The organism is Galbibacter pacificus (genome assembly GCF_029603165.1).
GTDB lineage: Bacteria > Bacteroidota > Bacteroidia > Flavobacteriales > Flavobacteriaceae > Galbibacter > Galbibacter pacificus.
Genome location: NZ_JAQSVC010000003.1, coordinates 604,045 through 621,892 on the forward strand (window position 1 = coordinate 604,045; position 17,848 = coordinate 621,892).

Consider the following 17,848-nt stretch of genomic DNA (forward strand, 5'->3'; position numbering starts at 1 on the left):
CACAGAAGAATCCAAGCTTCAAAATTCTGAAAAAATGGTTCGAGATGCCATTAATTCTGACAAAAAATTGAAAAAAAAGCCAACGGAAACTTTTGGACAATAACGAAGGGTTCATAAAAATATCTTGAGATACACGCCAATGAATTTAACCTCATCATCCTTAACTTTATTGTTAAAAACTGTTAAAATTTTAAGGAATTGCAAATGGCGTGCAAATAAAAAGGCTTCAGAAGTGAATTTCTCCGAAGCCTTGAATTTACTGGTGGTCCCACATGTATTGTTGTTTATTATACTCACATACTGTAAATCACAGTATAATAGAGTGTTTGTACTTTCAATTCTGTATATCGAAGGGTTATATACACCCATATAGATGTATAAAGGTTTGAGCATCGATTGGAAATATTTAGTTATTTTAAACCTATAGCTTTAATTTTAAATTGTAAAATCATGGTTAAAAGCATTCCTTGATAAATAAGCCATAAAGTTTTGAAGTAAATCAGTAGAATATGGCGTTCTATAATTTTTAGTTCGCTTCATCTTGAAGTCAAATGTCCTATTTTGTTTATTATAAACATCATTGTTACCAATATTAAAATCTTTAATACAATAAGGCTTTTTAATATATGGTTTTAGTAGTCCCAATTTTTCTTTATCTGCTACGGAATCACTTATTTCATTAAAAGCAATTATAGCTTTTTCGTGATTGGAATATATAGAATGAAGTTTTTCATATCTCCTTTTCCAATGCGATTGAATTAATTCATTTGCGGGTTCATCAACATTCAAGTCTATTTTACAAATGCCATTTGGATTAAATACTGCTAAGTCAAGAATATCAAGTTCAACAATAGTAAATTTTGGAAATTCAACACAATATTTTTCATTATCAGAGTTATCAGTTGTTTCTAATACTTGATGAGTTAATGGACTAACCTTTCCAGAACTTATTTTTCTAATGGGAACTAAATGCCCTTTGTTATAATTATAATTTCTCTTACCAAATTGACTGTTATTTGTCCTTAGAGAAACATTACAAGGTTGAATTAAAAGTATAAATTCTTTATTACCAATCTTAAAAACATCCCCGTTAGATATTGGTATATTCAACTGGTTTATTATTTCATCAGAAAAATATATTTCCTTTGTTCTTAATTCAATTGCTTTAGCATCCTTATTAGAATATTTATAGCCTGTATCTACATCAATATCTCTAATTCTTGAAACAGCATTGTTAAATTGTCTCCTCATTTCCACATCAATTAAGCTTTGGTGGTTATTAGAATTAATCATCAAACTAAAAACTCTAAAAAGTTCTTTAACTTCCAAAGTCCCTTCTTCTCTTGCAGACTTCTGAATTATCTGATTGAATGTTTTAGGAGATATTGCTTTCAGTTCATCAAAGGAATCATCTATACTTTTTTGTAGTATTTTCTCAGAAATTTCTTTCAAATTTTCAATATACCTTAATGCTACAATATTTTTAACTCCATCTGCAAATGCAGATAATCTAGGGTCATAGGCATATCTTTTCTTTGAAACTGTATAAAAAGAATTTTTTTCAATATCGTACTCCCTCGTATACTGAATTCGATATTCATCTTCTTGCTCTACACTAAAAGTATGTGAAAATATACCACAATAAACAGACTCTGATTTATCGCTTTCCACAATTCTTTTGGCAAGGTCGACTCCATTTCTTTCCCCTCGCTTACCTTTCCAATCTTTAATAAACTCAAAATCAAACAGAAACAATCCCTTTGTAGTTTCCTGTAATCCGTTTAAAATTTCATCCTCTTTTTCTTGCCATTCATCTGGGGTAAACACTTCAACTATATCTTCAAAATCCTTTTGAATTTCCATAAGTGGCACTACATTTGAGCTTTCATCATCTCCAATAATAGAGCATATATTATGATAAAGTTCTATTTTATTCCCATTTTCCCATAAATCAGAGATATCACTCTCAAACTTCGGCATAGGAGCTGTCCATTCAATAGAGTTAAAACCCTCTATTGTGTCAATTTCTCTTTCAGATCTTTCTACCTCATTTTTTATCCTTTTCATTTTAGAATTAAACGAGGTTTTAATTTCATCAGGTTTGAACCTATCATCAATGTAATAAATTTTAGATACACCTTCTTTTTCTAAAATTTCAAGTACGGAATCAATAGCTTTTTGCCTATTCTCTCTATTTTGATTTTGAATCCTAAGTTCAGCAATCTTTTTTTCTAAAACTACCCTTTGTTTTTCAAGTTGATTTAATTGTTCCATGTTAGTCCTTAATTACATTAGCAAGGTTTATAGCAAAAATATACTTCCGCCCTTCAGCGTTTCTTTCCCCTTCTAATGCTATACTACAATTAATACTATCTAATAATTGATTTACAATAAATAACCCTAACCCTCTACCTTCTCCTTTTGGCTTAGTGGTTACAAAGGGTTCAAATAAATGGTTTTCTACAGAAGTAGGAATCCCATATCCATTGTCACTTATATATATCCAAGGAGAATCTATAGCAATGGTCATTTCTGGAGAAAAATTGATATTACTCCTTTTATGCTTAAGCCAATACTCTGAATTAATAACAATATTGTCAATTATTTGAGTAAGCCGCCCTTTATTAACCTTAACACTAAAATCTTCCACAGACTTAATATTAAATGAAATCTTAGAGTTTTTGAATCGATTTTCATAATATGCTTTTTCTTCTTTAAAAAAAGACTCAATAGAAAATGTGTCTCTTTTCTCTCTACTATATTTAAGTGCAGGGTCTAAATGTTTTAGCTGCACTTTCAATCCGTTAACTGTATTATTTATATACTCCATTAGTACATAACTGTCATTATTAGAGAGAGTATTGGAGTGCAATTTATTTGAGTAAAAATTCGATTTTTCAGAAAGATTATCTGCTATATTAGCAAATTCATGACTTATTGTTTCAGCAGTAAGACCTAAAGCAGCCAACTCTGAAAAATCATCAATCTGTTCCTCTAAAACCTGTATTTTAGGTTCAAGAATATTGATTACTTCCTCAACTCTTTTTGATTTGTCAACTATTGCTTGAAGTTTTATAAAATTATCTTGAACTTTTTTTAATCGGTCTAATAGTTCCTTTGCCTTTTCGTATTCCCTATGGTTTTCTTCAGAAGCGAACAAAGCATTATTCTCTACTTCTTCAACAATTATTTTCTGTTCCTTAACTGTTTTATCTAATGATTTTGTAGCTTCTGCAATCTCCTTTTGATTTATCTGTAAAGAAGCCTCTTTAATTCCCTTAAGCTCTTCAAAAGACTCTGTTGTTGTCCTTATTCCATTATTTTCTACCTTGTAGTCTTTTAAAAATTTATCATAACCCCTCCTGATTGTTCTTTGATAAATATTTAAGGTATCAATAATAAAATGAGCGATTTTAAAAAAATTTGAAGTATAGGGGTTAGAAACAAAACCTTGTCTATCAGTTTTCTCTTTTAAATGAAAGTTTTCTGCTTCGTCAATAGCAAAATAACCAATTGTATTTCCAGGACGCAAATCATAGAAAGTAGTTTTGGTTTGAGACTCTGACATTTTCAACCAGTCTTGATTTTCAATTCCGTATGGTAAAACGGCAAACCCATTTCGATAAATTTTAATACCTAATTGGTTTTTAGCAAACGCTTTATAATCTGCCTTGCTTCCAAAAACCTCGGATGATATATCTTCTTTACTTGAAAAACTATACTCATCTATTTTACCTTCAAAGAACCCTGGATTTGCATGCCTCATTTTCTTTTCTCCATTAACAAAGGTTTCAACTTTTTCAATGTTCGGAATATCCTTGTCGAAAGAAAATGATTGCTCAAACTCTAAAAAGTACCCAGCATTATTAGACAGACTTATATAATTATATTTTTTAGCAATAAGATCCCCGAATTTTTTACCATTATCAGGTTGTATATAAGTATTATAATCTTCCCAACTCTCTGTTTTATTACCCCGAAACTTTGTAAGCTTAGTTTTTCCTTTTACTATAAGCTCAAAATTACTATTTTTATTTAGTTGAAAATAGAACTCAAATCTTGAAATAGCAAGGTCTCTTAAATGTTCATTTGATTCTTCAATATCAACTGGAATACCATTTATTGAAATATAAACTTTAAAGGGTCTGTTTTCTTTGTAGGGAGATATCAGTTGAGAAACTTGCCCTTTAAAGCGTTCAAGGTTTTTCCCTTTCCATACTTCGGGGTAGCTGATATCTCCAAGAACTAATATTGTCCCCGTTTTTTTATTTGTTTCAAAACTTGAAGATTTAATATCAACATCACTCAACTTTTCAACTTTATCAAAATCTTTCCAATCAAATGCTAAATGAACTCCTTTATCATCAATCTTTTTTGTAAGAATTTCACATTTATTAGCAAGCCTTTGAGTACTTAACCTTCCAAGTCCTTTATCTCCTAATGGGGTTCTTCCTTCAGGTGTTTTCTTTTTTTCTTCTTTAAACTTTCTTTTTTCGGAGTTTGATATTATTAACCATGATTTAAGTATGGTTTCTTCATTCATACCAAATCCATCATCTTCTATCGCAATAAATCCATTATGATTAGGGTATATAAGTTTTTCTTTTTTATACTGACCTGCTGTACTTATATCTATTGAAACATATGAGGCATCAGCATCATAAGAGTTTTTAATCAACTCCAACAAAGCAGTTACCTCATCAGGAACAAGCTGCTCTCCAAGCTGTTTTACAATATGAGGTGTTATATCAAACTTATACTTTTCAGACATAATACTATACCTTAAAAATTAAAATTTTCTCCTTATTCATAGTTTTAGAAAAGTTATTTTTACCAGGCATTCGTTTACTAAGAATATCCCTGTCTAAATCGGTTAATAGCTGTACTCCTTTGTGCTCCATCAACTCGATTAAAATTGAATCGTTCTGAACCTCTTTTGTGTTAACATTTCTATTACCTACTGTCCATGCCATATAAGAATTAGGCATCATCTTTTTTAGAGCATTATCAATTGTAATGCTTAAATCATTTATAAAAACAACTACTTTTCGTGCTTTCATTTTCTCTTCTTCGGTAAATCCTTGGAAAAAATCCTTTAGAGAATTAGAAATGTCAAAGTACTCTTCTTCTATTTTACGATAGTCAGATATTAATTTCCCACCTAAACTTCTTCTGTCAATTTCTTGTATCACGTCTAAATAGTTCATATCAATTGAGCTATCAATATCTGCTACTGGAATCCATTGTAAAGGTAAATATGAGAACTGACCGTAGGTAACTGTAGTATGGTTGTCCCCATAAGGAGGTGAAGTTACGAGAAGATTGTATTCTTTATTAGTATTTAATTTCTTTTTAGAATCACCCCATGCAACTTGAACATCATAAATATATTTGTCATTTATTATAAGATCATTCTCAATCAACTTCTGTTTAACCATAAAAACATCATCAATACTTCTTTTACATACCTTTAGAAAATACTTAACAGGGGACACCTGTCTACTGTGAATTTCTTCTTGTTTTCTAATATGCATTTTAAATGTTGATGTTCTATCGTTATTCGTTAAACGAATAACTTCCGCTAAAGCAACCCAATAAAATTTTCTTATAAATAAATTTTCTTCTTGAATAATTAATCTTCTAATCTGTGATAATTCAATCTGAACCTCTTTTTTAAACCATTTATCAATATTTTTAAAACTAATGTCTATTTTTTCCGAACGAGCTCTATGTATACGCTTTTTTAATTTAGAAAAACTTACTTTTAAATCTTCTGAATAAATATAAGTCTTTACTTGACTTATTAATAGCGACAATGGGTTTATATCCTGACCAAATGAATTTATACCATAACGCATTGATGTAATGATAGTGTTTGAGGCTCCCATAAAAGGATCTATCATTGAAGAGTTTTCTGGTAAAGCGTCAATTAATGTTTTTATTATAGGCTCCTGAACACTTGGAACCATCATAGCAGGATAATTCAATATTTTTCTTGCATAGTCATTTCTATCAAAACTATTACCATTTAATACTTCAGCACTAATGGAACTCAACTCTTTTTTTAAATTTATGGTGGATATCACAGCTTATAAATCATTTTAATCTGAAAAGATACGACTTTTATATATATCTTATATTGTTAAATACTCATCAGTCTGTTTCGTACGTTTTTCTTGTCAAAAAATATGAATCTTTATTATTGAAAATTGCAAACACTTCAGTAAACCAAGGAATATCATTATATCCTAATTTTCTTGCTTTGGATTGTAAGCTTCTAATTACTTCAACCCAGTATCTCACAATTTGTAAGATATAAAGTTGCCTGTATTTAGCTATAGATTCCATCATTCCCGTTAAAAAACTCGCACTTTCCATATTATTAATTTCTTCTCGTGACTCGCTATAGTGTCGAACAGAGGATACTGGATCCAGTAACTTGCCAATGATTTTTGCATTAAACTCAATCTTCTCTTTTTTCTGTTTAGAAACTCTCTTTTTATAAAGTTCCTTATCAATCTTTTCGTGCCAATTTCGTATAGGATCACTCTGATATTTACTATTCACAAGAAAGTCGATATTCGAATACCTATCGCCTTTAGCAAATTTAGATAGAATCTTTAAAATTTCTATTTGAATGGGGTCTATAACTCCGTTCTGAAATGAAAATTCAATTTCGTTCCGATCAATTATCAATTTAGACTTCTCATAAATTTTAATTAAATCATGCCCAATTTCATTTTTAAGATATTTATCGTCGGGAAAAGTACCATTGTGTTGAATATAATAATCTAGTAATAAACATAGTTTACCAATTCTTTCTAATCCAGTTGATATCCCTGTGAAGGCTTGAAAATACATACCTCGCTGCCCATAATTTGCTCTTCCAATTTGTGTTATTCCACTTCCGAGAATATCTCTTGTGAACTGTGCTTCATCGATTAAAATGTAGAATGTTTTATTCAATTCTTGATGCTTATTTGCCAATTATTAAAGTAACTTATGATAACAGTTTCATAACTAATCATTAGTTCTTAAAATTAATATATACTCTTTTAAACAAACGTAATCTTGTAATGTACAATATCCTACTTAATTATAAAAATAATTTCTTTTAACGATTCAAACAAACTAGCCAAAAGTTTAAGCATATCCTTGAGCTTTCAGTATTGTGAAAGTATTAACCCCTTTATTTAAAGGAGTAGATAATAGTTTAATGTGGTCCTAAGACAACCAAGAACACTGATTTTGCCTGTAAAATCAATATTCAGACGAGAGCATTAACGTACAATAATTATCCTCTGTAGAATATTGGTTGCTTTCAATCATAGCTTTACTTAACTGATCAATAAAAAACAGCTTACAATCGTGTTCAATTAAATAAAATACTTGCAGATAATCTATCCCTTTATGTTGCTCCACCAAATCTTGAGTGAAAATGTAAATTTCCAAAATCTCATTTGCAGTCAATGTGTTTCGAACTGTTTGAGTAACATAAAACACACCATTAAAGTAATAATCTCCTTCTTCTTCCTGTAATTTATATTCAAGATTACTCCTAAAGGTATATGTACTTATTAAGTTGGCAAGTTCTTGTTTTGAATAATCAAGTTGTTCTGCTATTTGCGCATTAGTAAATTGGAGTTGTTTAAATTTTAGATATTTTTTATAATCTCCAATCAATTTACGGTCTTGATGTGCTGATTCCATAACGAAAAGTTTTTCTACAACTTTCCGCATTTTCATCTTTAATTAACCTGTTGTATCCCTGTTTTTAAAAGATGGACTTTATGACCTCTATATAGAGTAGAGGTTATGTCGTATTTCTTTAGTACGTTATTGTTAAAACAACAACAGAAGTTTCTTTGAGTGCCTTCCTCTTCAATAAAAAGACACTGAAAGCAAACTATTATATTGGTCTCACAAACAATTGCTATTGTTTTGCTTTCGTAGAACTTCCTTCAATCTATTTTTGAAGCAGTTACTTTAACTCTTTCTTTAAGTTGTTCTATCTTCTTTTATTTCTGTAGTAACCTATGATTCCTGTATCAAAATTTGTTCTCCATATTTTTCTACTAATTCATTAACTGGATATAATATGTCTTCGAGGTAGTTAGAACCTATCGCAGAACCAGAAATTTTATCTAAATCAACGTTTGCGTATTGTTTGTAATACTGGTTCGCTGATAGGCGATGCCTTTGCTCGTATGTGCTGGGTTTATGTCCGTTTAATCTCTGTTTCATCTTACCTCATTGATATTTTACCTTTACTCAATCAGTTCCTATTTAGTCTATGTATAACCATCGAGTAAAAACGAATCGATTGTAATTCTGTTAGGTTGAGAAATTTTCTCCAAATCGATTCCCATCTCTCTATAATACTGTATTGCTCTCATTCCAATCTTAAATAGATCACTTTAATTTTTCAAAAATGTATTTATTTTTTTGAGAGACCGTCATGTAAAGCAATTGTTTAGCTTCGTCAAATCGTACATCAATATTAGCATTTTCCCCTTTTAAATAAATATCACTTTTCGCAGAAAGTATTAAAAGGTTTCCTGAAAAGAGATGAAACTTAAATGTTCTATCAGTACTATTATATTGTTCCATTTCACAAATAATACCATCCATTGAATGGTCGTTTTCAGGTGTTTTCGGTATTGTTCCTATTAGTTTCCAAGCCCCAACATATCTTTCACTAATTCTATCTGATTTAACTTTACTATCGCAAGAATAAGTTATAAATATTATAACTAGAAATCCTAAGATTATCCCTTTTTTCATCGTGTAATTTAATTTTAGATGTTATTTTACGTCGTCCAGAACGAAGAAATAAAAGTTATTTGACCCTGATGAAGTCGAATTAACATTCGCAACGTTTATATTCTCATATTTTCCACTAATAAACTTCACTTTTAGCTGGTTTGGAACACGGCTACCTCCAAGTACTCCAACCGAGCCACGAAAACCAAAAGGTTTCAAAGAAGGGTTATCATAAGTGATTTCTTCATCATTTATATGGGCAAAAATCCCCCCTCCCGCTTTATCAACATTAACTTTTATCCTTTTTTCAGACTTATAATGTACCGCAGTAATTGTATATATATGTTGTTTTTTTGTTGGGTGAAATATTTTATATATCGTTGTATAAATGTTTCCTTCCTCTTTATATTCTCGCGTATACTTAAATTCATAATAATCATCATAATTCAAATCATATTCATACCCTGTATATCGATTTTGAGCGGCACATTTAGCTGAAATCATCATAAGAGTAAACAAGGCAAATAAAGGTAAGTGTGAGGTTTTACTTAAAATCATCATTTTCATAATAATATGTATTAATTAATTAAAAAAACAGGCTTGGAAACGTTAGTCCTTACCTGTCTTTGAGGGAGTCGAAGCCCTGTACAACAAAAGTAAAGCAACGCCCAAGCCCTTAGCCTGAGCATTTTGCTAAACTCTTTTCCTGTTGTACACATGAAATTTCGACTTTTCAAAGACAGAAAATAAGTTTGCTAAAATGCAGTCTTATCAATATGTTATAGGATGTGTTTGTTTCCTCTTATACTGTTATATTGTTTTTATTTTGTACGAAAATACTAACTCTTTTTAAGATATTTCAATACTTTATTTGTTTTATGGGATCTAGTCGACCAATCGCCCACTTCTTGGTCATAACTACTCCCACTCAATTTGTGAGCAAAACCTCCTACGACGATTCAAAACTTTTTGTTACAATCTTTCTCCCCCCACTATGGGTTTCATACCGTGTTAAAAAACCTTCTTTAAATAATTGTTTCGTCCAAGCTGTAATACTTTGGACGGAAACCCCAAGTCTTAAGGCACTATACTCTCTACTAGCAAAATACACTTCTCTACCTTTGCTAAACGAATTATATTCCCCCCATAATAATTTTGCTCCTGGATTTAATTTATAGCTGTATACAGGATAAAAAATATAAATATTTCGTTCTTTTTGATATAGTTCATTTTTTACTATCACATAACCCGCCTCATTCTTTTCTATCAAGTGCGCTTCAATTAAATTCATTTGTGCTTGCCCCACTAAATTTGGATGAATCCCAAGCATTCGAGCGATACTTACATTTGTGTATCTGGTATACCCTTTCTTTTTAGAAAGGGCATAATGTATCCCATATACTAATTTATCGTTAGGCTTTAACGTTTTTAGTGATAAAACTGTTTGTGGTATAATTAAACATATGGTTGATGTCATTTTTTTATTTTTTATTCAATCACCGATTTTGGATTTTATGCTCACCGTATTTGGACTGTCGGCTCACCGATTTTGGATTCGACTACCACCGATTTTAGCCCTATATATAATAAGTTAATATAAACAATGAATTAACTAGTGAATTAAGAAATTGGGAACAAGTTCGAAGAAAACTACGTTTTCATCATTGTTCCTCTTTTTATTTCTAAAACCATTTTTCAAGGGAGAAGTGTTTCAAAAATTAATTGTCGATACAATAACCGTTAGCCTTTAAATACATCCTCCCATTTTCATGTTTCGATAGCTTATTGATACAGTTCTGCAAAATTTCTTTTTTTGATAACCAACCCAATACTCCCAAATTTTCTAAAAGAACTGCTTCCAATGTTTTATGGCATAAGTCAACGGACATAAGTTTATCAAGCCCAATAGAAATTGTTTTCTTTGAAAGGTATTCCTCAAACATTACCAATTTGTCACTATCATCAATAAGTGATATCCATTTTGTTTTTAATCGTCTTGGATAATACACTCTTTTGGTTGCCATATTTTCAATGCATGTATCGATTAACTTAATTAATTGCTTCATTGTTATTTTTTTTCCTGTCATTATATTATATTTTTTTTGGTTTCTACGTATTTTAAACTGTTTCTACAAATTATTCTGTTTCACTCGAGATTCTTTCCCGATTACTTTGGTTAAAGTATTTTAACATCAGTTCTGCGTTTTCTTCCATCGATATTTTTATATAAGATCTAAACGCTACTTCTGTTCGATGTCCTGTAATCTGCATGACAACACGGGAAGGAATTCCTCTTTTAAACATATTGGTTGCGAAAGAGCGTCTTGCCGTATGCGTGGAAATTAACTCGTACTTTTTGTAAACTTCTTCAATTCGATTTTTTCCGCTATTTCGGATTTTCAACACTTCTTGATCAAACCCAGCAAGTGCTCCAATCTTTTTTAAATATTTGTTCATGGTTTGGTTGGTAACAGATTTGGGCAGGGAGTTCACACTTACACCTCTATATTTTTCCATAATTTTTTTCACAGGTTCAAGTACGGGAATCTGCACCCACTCATCCGTTTTTTGAGTTTTAATTTTAAGAATCTCTCCTGAAAAATGCTCTTTTCTAATTTTACTGAAATCACTAAAACGCAACCCTGTATAGCAGCCAACGATGAACAAATCGCGAACTTGATCAAGTTTGCAGTCATCTGATAAATCTAAACCTATTATTTGCCGTAACTCTGCTTCAGTAAGATAAATATTATTGGTTTCTTCCTTTAACGTTTTAAAATTTTTGTGCTTGTATTGTGTAAAAGCATTATACCCTTTATCAAAAGCATCGTTTAGGATCACTTTTAATATTTTAATGCATCTGCCAAACCCATTGTTGGTATACCCTTGTACACCAGTATAGAACTCCAAGAAATCGTAGTAAAAATCCATATCAAAACTGTTCCAATCAAGTTTTACCCGAGCATATTTTTCGTACTGCTTTAACTTGTTGAGTGTTGTTTGATATGTTTTAACCGTACCCTTGGTCTTATTTGATTTGCTGTCCTGTAAATACTTTTCTGCATACTGGAAAAAGGTATATTGCATTATTTTTAGCTTCTCTTCTTTTCCTTTTTGATACTGCTGTTTAACAAGGTGTGTCATCGGGTCAATGCCATCTATCATCATATCGTTGGCAATATCGTCAACCTTCTGGCGTAGTTTTTTTAAATAGATATTAAAACGATCACTTCCAGGGCAACTTTTCTTTACACACTCCCTTTTAGTATCCCAATAATTATCTTCTATGTTTTTACTCGTGGTAAAATAGGTTACCTTTTTTTTATGCGTATATCGCAACATCAACATTGATTTTCTGCTTTTAATCTTTTTTTGATGCTGTGATTTATTCAAAACGAACTTTAAACTAGCCATGATTTTCTTTTTTTATTAAACCTTATTTTAATTTATCGGGTCAACCTTCAGGAAATATTACCATCTAACCTCCCTTGTTTTGTTGCTGTTTGTTTATTCACGGTGCTTTTTCATTGTATATTGTTTCTAACTGTTGAAGTGATTTCCTACGCTTACTCTTTTGAGAAGGAGAGAGTTTCATCGTGTCAATTAACTTAGAAACCAGTGTATATGTAGATTGACCATATTGTTGTTCCAGTTGCTTCAGTCCTGCGTACAAAACATCGGAGAACGTATTTCCGATAGGCTCGATGCAAAGCTGCTTTTCAAGGCAAAGCGAACTGTGATGTGTATGTAGCATTGTATCAAAATATTCTTTTGTCGATTGTTGACATAGCTGTTCCACTGAAGTCGGTTTTTTCATAACCTTCGAAACATCTGTGAGTTTGAGCTCATGCTTTATAAGGTTTTCTTTCGGGTAATTTCCCCTACGATATGTCTTCTTTGATTTTGCATTTTTAACCGCATCGTATATCTTATAATGTAATTTACCATTACCAAACATTTTCAAATGGTTACTGGATTTTTCAATTTGATAATCGTAAACCCCAATTATCTTAGAAAGGTACTCTCTGGCTTCTTGATTTATGCGCTCATAGGCCCCATATTCTATCTGCGTAACATGTGACTTAATCAACTTTAAGCCAATAATATCCGACAACAATAATATGGTTTGTAGTAAATCACTTTCGTCAACACTTATATAATTATGGTTATGCAATAAATAAGGGATACTTGTTTTAATCTTTAAAAACCCGTTTCCGTTAACAAACATTCCAAAACGATCACCATGCAAAGAAGAGTTTGCTTTAAGTTGATAGTAGTTATGAAGTGTTGGATGTGGCTTTAAATGTTGCCATTTTATTTGACTTCGATTTACATTTGGCAATGTAATCTCAATAAAGTCATACTGATAGTGATGTAATTGTTTCATTGCTTTCTTTAATTTAAAATTACTATTGCTTTAATGAGCCATTGCCCAATTACTTCCTTTTTCAAGTCCGACCTCTAAGGGCACTGTTAGTTTTACAACATTTTCCATGGTTTCTTTAACTAACTTTTCAACTTGATGCGCTTCATCTTTAGGGCACTCTACAAGGATTTCATCATGAACCTGTAATACAATTTTTGCTTTCAATTGTTTTTGAATTATTTCATTATCCAGCTTGATCATCGCTTTTTTAATGATATCTGCCGCAGTTCCTTGGATAGGAGAGTTCATTGCTATTCGCTTACCGCTTTTGCGTTCGGATAATTTGTTAGAGCGTAACTGCGGTATAGGGCGTCTTCTACCAAATAGGGCGGTGGAGAACCCATTTTCTTCTGCTTGTTTGATAAGATCATCCAAGCATTGTTTTACTTTGGAGAATCTATTAAAATAAGTTGTCATTAACTTTTCGGCTTCTTCTTTGCTGTGCACTTTACCTGTAACCTGTGTTAAAGATTCTGCCAGTCCCACTGATGTCATTCCATAGATTAACCCAAAGTTGATGCTCTTGGCAACCTTGCGCTGCTGATCTGTAATACTTTCCAATGAACTATCATATACCTGAGAGGCGGTTAACGTATGGATATCCAATCCGTTATGGTAAGCATCGAGTAAAAAAGGATCTTGACTGTATACAGCTGTAATACGTAGCTCTATCTGTGAATAATCCGCACATATAAAAATCTTCCCCTTAGCAGGAATAACAACTTCCCTGAACTTTGATTCCAGTATTTTTAATGGGTTGGTTTCGTCCGCATCTAATTTTACATTAGGAATATTTTGCAAGTTTGGTCGACTACTGCTAAATCTTCCTGTGGCTGTACCAATCTGGTGAAACCCCGCATGTATGCGTTTTGTTTTAGGGTGTACATCACTCAACTGACCAACAAACTTTAACAGACTGTTTGACTTTCTATAGTCCAGTAAAAGCTGTATTATCTGATGCTGCTGTTTTATTTTGTTCAAGTGTTTTTTATCAACTGGGAATAAACCTTTTTTATTCTTGGTTGTTATCTGAGGTTTTAACTGTAATTGCTCGAACAAAGCAACACTTAACTGCTCGTTGCTATTGATATTTACAGTCGTTCCTATAATTTGGTGAATTGCTTGTTCCAAATCTGATTTTATTTGCAAGAGCTCGTTTCCCATATTTTGTAGCATCGATACGTTTATTTTAATTCCCGATTGTTCCATCCGTGCAACAACGGGTGTCAACTGCTGTTCCATTTGGTAGGTATCAGCCCACCAAAAAGTTTTGTCTGTTTGTTGTTTATTCATCTTCTTGTAATTTTTGTGTTAAATAATGGTATAACTGTAGTGTTAGATCGGCATCTTCTACAGCATATTGGGTAAGTTCATCTACAGGGACTTCTGTAATATCTTTGCCGTCAAGCATCTTTTTAAAACTTATTTGCTTATACCCAAGATGTAACTCGGAGATTTCCTTGAGTCCATGAATTTTACGATTTGGGTCTAATAAATAATCCAACAACATAGTATCGTGGATTACTCCACCTAACTGTATGTTGTAATGGTGCAAAAATTTGCAATCGAATTTATAGTTATGGAACACTTTGCTGATGGTCCCATCTTCTAAAAACGTTAGCAACGGTGCTAGAAACGATGCTACTTGAGCACTCTGTTTTGGTAAAAAAACATTATACCCCTTATGCTTCTCAACTGAAATGGCAACGCTTATGATTTTCCCTTCTAATGGATCAAGACTGGTTGTTTCTAAATCTACCGCCATAATCTTCTCCTTTACAGTCTCAAAATGTTTGGTAAGCGCTTTCACCATTTTGGTCATCTTGATAGGAGTATTTACAGTTTTATAAGAAACGTCAACATCTTTAAGCGTAAGGAATTGTTGCTCTTTATTATATGCTTCGCCTATAATCTGTATATAGGCTTTGGTATTCTGCGGAGTCTCTATATAATCAATCTCCTTGCATGCTAAGTATTTCTTTAGCTTTATGGTAAAAGTACGTTGGGTAGGGCGGTTCTTAGCAAGTACATACCCTCCTGCTATGAAATCTTTGTACTGTTCCTTTTTGTGAAATCTTGAAGTGGTCGATGTAAGCAACTCATCAAAGAAATCCATATACTCGATACCTACTTCGGTAACAAGGCGACGTTGCTCTAAGTGAATACTTGGAGCTTTTATCAACCCTTTTTCAAGGTATAATTGAACGCAGCAAAGCATGAAAAATGTAAACTCATTCCATTGTTCCTGATTCCAATCATGGAAGAAATAGTGCCCGAAATCATCGTATACTGTAAGGTGTTTTCCGTAATAATCGCCAAGTTCAAACAGATACAGGCGTCTATCGGTACTATTTCCTGAAGGGGCTTTAAGCATGTGATTTGAAGTGAACAACCGCTTTGGGCTTCTATTAAATGGAATTTTAACAACAGGCTTATACTTTTGATTAATTGTAATTCCTTCGGTCAGACCAAAGTGATTTTCGAAATTTTCATTCGGTTTTAAATCGTTAATACAAAGGATATTTGTTGAAGCTGTTACACTACCGAATTTAAAGTCGTAACTACTACTAAATTCTTTGCCATCGATATCTATTAGCGAGCGCATATAACCAAGAGAACTTGCTTTCAACGATTTCCCACGCCCACCCTCTATCTGTCCGTCCAACTCATTTATATGGGCATCCAACAATACAATTGCTTTCGTATTGGCGGGGTCTTGAAAACGGCTTAACAAGTAACCCGTCACGGTCATAAGCGGTTCAAAACGTGTTGGGTCTTGATTGCAGATATTATAGCAGAACAAAGCGTATGGCGTTGCTAAAATATCTTCAGCTTTAGGAGGGGTGTACACTCTATCTACTATTTGTTCTTTTAATACATAGCCTTGCAAATCCTTGTAAGCAATACAGCTAATCTCTTGTGCGGTTACCTTAACAACCGTATTTTTGAAGTAGAAATAACTCTCTGTTGCTGTATCGAAATGTAAATCAATATGTTTCAAAGGCAGAAACATCAGTGAAGGGTTCCCCAATAAAAACTGGGTTTTATTAAGAAGTTTTCCCTTTATTGCATCTTTTAAAACATCTTCATCAACTTTAAAGTCAAAATTGGCATCCAACCAACGAAGTTCATAATCAATGATAAAAGTCTTATCGTCGAAAACCTCAACAACATTATCTTCAATTCTGGCATACTGACGTGTTCCATAGATCATTGCATTACAGTAACCATGATCTTCAGCTAAGTGTTTCATGAACTTCAAGTTGTCTATACATAGCGTTCCTTTTTTATCCGAATACCAATAAGAGATAAAATCTCCGTTGTTATACTTCCCCATCTTTTTGCTGATTTAATTGTTTAAAGAAATGTTCTACTTCTGATTGCTTATAGCGTTTGGCTTCCCCTATGCAGTGAGTTGGGAAGTTCTTGTGCTTTTTCTTAAGCTTGTAAAAATGACTGGTGGATATTTGTAAGAGGTCGCATAGTTCCACATCCTTAAGTAGCTTTTCGTTATGAGTAGAAACAACGGAAGCTGGAAGATCGGGAAGAGAAACGATTACTCGCTCTGCTATCCGATGCTCCAGCTCCGTGATTATTTTTAAAAGATGATATGTTAACTCTTTATCCTCCACAATGTGTTGTTTTGTGAAGGCTAAATTATGTTGAAAAGGAGGGGATTTTGAAAAGGCGTAAACTTGGGATGAAACCGTATAAATTTTTACGCCTTTTTAAATGTTTTTCATTCTTTCTTTAAGAAATTCTTCATGTGTTTTGGAAGGACTCTCCTCAACCGCTTTTTGGTAACCTTCCCTAATATATGGAAAAGCGTTATACAGAGCAATCATAAAATGGTAACGGGTTACTTTCTGATATTTATACTTCTTGGGCTGAAGTTTCTTTAGGAATGAACTGGAGGAAGATAATTTTTCATCAATTGTTTCATTTATCTCACCAAAGTAATCTTTTTTCTTCAAATGGTCTGAAACGTTTTCTCTGTATGATTTTATTACCCTTCTGATTGCTTGTTCAAGTAATGATTTGGATTCCACATGTAAGTACAATAATTTAAGTTCAACCAAATTATTGCTATATGTCTCAAACGTGTTATAAAATAGTTGTTCTATTGAAGGATAGTCCAAACAATCGTTGAGTTCATTAAAAAAATCATTCCTAAATTTTTCTCTATGCTCTTTATCTACATGTAAAGGGATTCGATTATAAATTCTAAAATTTATTTCTTCTTTTTCTGTCTCTTCTGTCTCTTCTGTCTCATTTTTTTCATTTTTTCCAAAAAACCTCAAGGGTATCTCGGAGGTTATTCTATTTTCCTTCTCCTTTTCAGAAATTCCTAAAATAGCAGAAAACTCTTTAGAAAGTAATCTAATATTTTCAGAGTTTGTGGTTTTTAGTATTTTCTCCGCATTACGTGCAATTTTACTCAAATATTCAGAAGTGTCATCAGTGCTATAATCATGGTAAATTTGTGTTAGCCACAGATCTAAAAAACTTTCTTTATCAAGACTAAAATATTTTGAAGCATAAAGAAATAAAAAATATTTCTCCCCAACAGTAAACTTATGAAGGTTATTCTTAAAATAATCAGAGGCAAGATTTTCTTCTTCCAAAAGAACATCTAGAAATTTAAAAATCTTAATTACT

At 32.1% G+C, this 17,848-nt stretch carries 15 protein-coding genes; all 15 read right to left on the reverse strand.

The genetic code is table 11. From position 1 onward, the window contains the following. Nucleotides 1-435: 435 nt before the first annotated feature. Entirely contained in the window at nt 436-2,274 is a 1,839-nt protein-coding gene (locus PSF86_RS11130) for a hypothetical protein (RefSeq protein WP_277900148.1), read from the reverse strand. A 1-nt stretch (nt 2,275) separates the two neighbouring features. Further along, nucleotides 2,276-4,771, reverse strand: coding sequence for an ATP-binding protein (locus tag PSF86_RS11135; RefSeq protein WP_277900149.1), 2,496 nt, complete (start codon nt 4,769-4,771; stop codon nt 2,276-2,278). A 4-nt stretch (nt 4,772-4,775) separates the two neighbouring features. After that, nucleotides 4,776-6,086: a hypothetical protein gene (locus PSF86_RS11140; RefSeq protein WP_277900150.1), complete on the reverse strand. Its 1,311-nt coding sequence runs from the start codon at nt 6,084-6,086 to the stop codon at nt 4,776-4,778. Nucleotides 6,087-6,153: 67 nt separating this feature from the next. After that, entirely contained in the window at nt 6,154-6,987 is an 834-nt protein-coding gene (locus PSF86_RS11145) for a hypothetical protein (RefSeq protein WP_277900151.1), read from the reverse strand. A 273-nt stretch (nt 6,988-7,260) separates the two neighbouring features. After that, a complete protein-coding gene (locus PSF86_RS11150; RefSeq protein ID WP_277900152.1) occupies nt 7,261-7,710 on the reverse strand; it encodes a hypothetical protein in 450 nt (149 codons plus the stop codon). A gap of 702 nt (nt 7,711-8,412) precedes the next feature. After that, a complete protein-coding gene (locus tag PSF86_RS11155; protein ID WP_277900153.1) occupies nt 8,413-8,784 on the reverse strand; it encodes a hypothetical protein in 372 nt (123 codons plus the stop codon). A 21-nt stretch (nt 8,785-8,805) separates the two neighbouring features. Further along, entirely contained in the window at nt 8,806-9,330 is a 525-nt protein-coding gene (locus PSF86_RS11160; protein WP_277900154.1) for a hypothetical protein, read from the reverse strand. 382 nt (nt 9,331-9,712) lie between these two features. Continuing rightward, entirely contained in the window at nt 9,713-10,240 is a 528-nt protein-coding gene (locus PSF86_RS11165) for a hypothetical protein (RefSeq protein WP_277900155.1), read from the reverse strand. Nucleotides 10,241-10,481: 241 nt separating this feature from the next. Continuing rightward, on the reverse strand, nt 10,482-10,850 hold the full coding sequence (locus tag PSF86_RS11170) for a hypothetical protein (RefSeq protein WP_277900156.1): 369 nt from the start codon (nt 10,848-10,850) through the stop codon (nt 10,482-10,484). A gap of 49 nt (nt 10,851-10,899) precedes the next feature. Then, nucleotides 10,900-12,177, reverse strand: a complete 1,278-nt coding sequence (locus tag PSF86_RS11175) for a site-specific integrase (RefSeq protein WP_277900157.1) — start codon at nt 12,175-12,177, stop codon at nt 10,900-10,902. A gap of 97 nt (nt 12,178-12,274) precedes the next feature. After that, nucleotides 12,275-13,150, reverse strand: coding sequence for a hypothetical protein (locus PSF86_RS11180; RefSeq protein WP_277900158.1), 876 nt, complete (start codon nt 13,148-13,150; stop codon nt 12,275-12,277). A 30-nt stretch (nt 13,151-13,180) separates the two neighbouring features. After that, the gene (locus PSF86_RS11185) at nt 13,181-14,482 is read right to left on the reverse strand and encodes a DNA polymerase (protein WP_277900159.1); all 1,302 of its coding nucleotides are present in this window, start codon (nt 14,480-14,482) and stop codon (nt 13,181-13,183) included. Further along, complete coding sequence (locus tag PSF86_RS11190; protein WP_277900160.1) at nt 14,475-16,526, reverse strand: hypothetical protein; 2,052 nt, start codon at nt 16,524-16,526, stop codon at nt 14,475-14,477. Before PSF86_RS11190 ends, PSF86_RS11185 begins: the two co-directional genes overlap by 8 nt. Then, a complete protein-coding gene (locus tag PSF86_RS11195) occupies nt 16,513-16,821 on the reverse strand; it encodes a helix-turn-helix transcriptional regulator (RefSeq protein WP_277900161.1) in 309 nt (102 codons plus the stop codon). The genes PSF86_RS11190 and PSF86_RS11195 overlap by 14 nt, the downstream gene beginning before the upstream one ends. Before the next feature lie 96 nt (nt 16,822-16,917). Then, nucleotides 16,918-17,814, reverse strand: a complete 897-nt coding sequence (locus tag PSF86_RS11200) for a hypothetical protein (RefSeq protein WP_277900162.1) — start codon at nt 17,812-17,814, stop codon at nt 16,918-16,920. Nucleotides 17,815-17,848 lie beyond the last annotated feature (34 nt).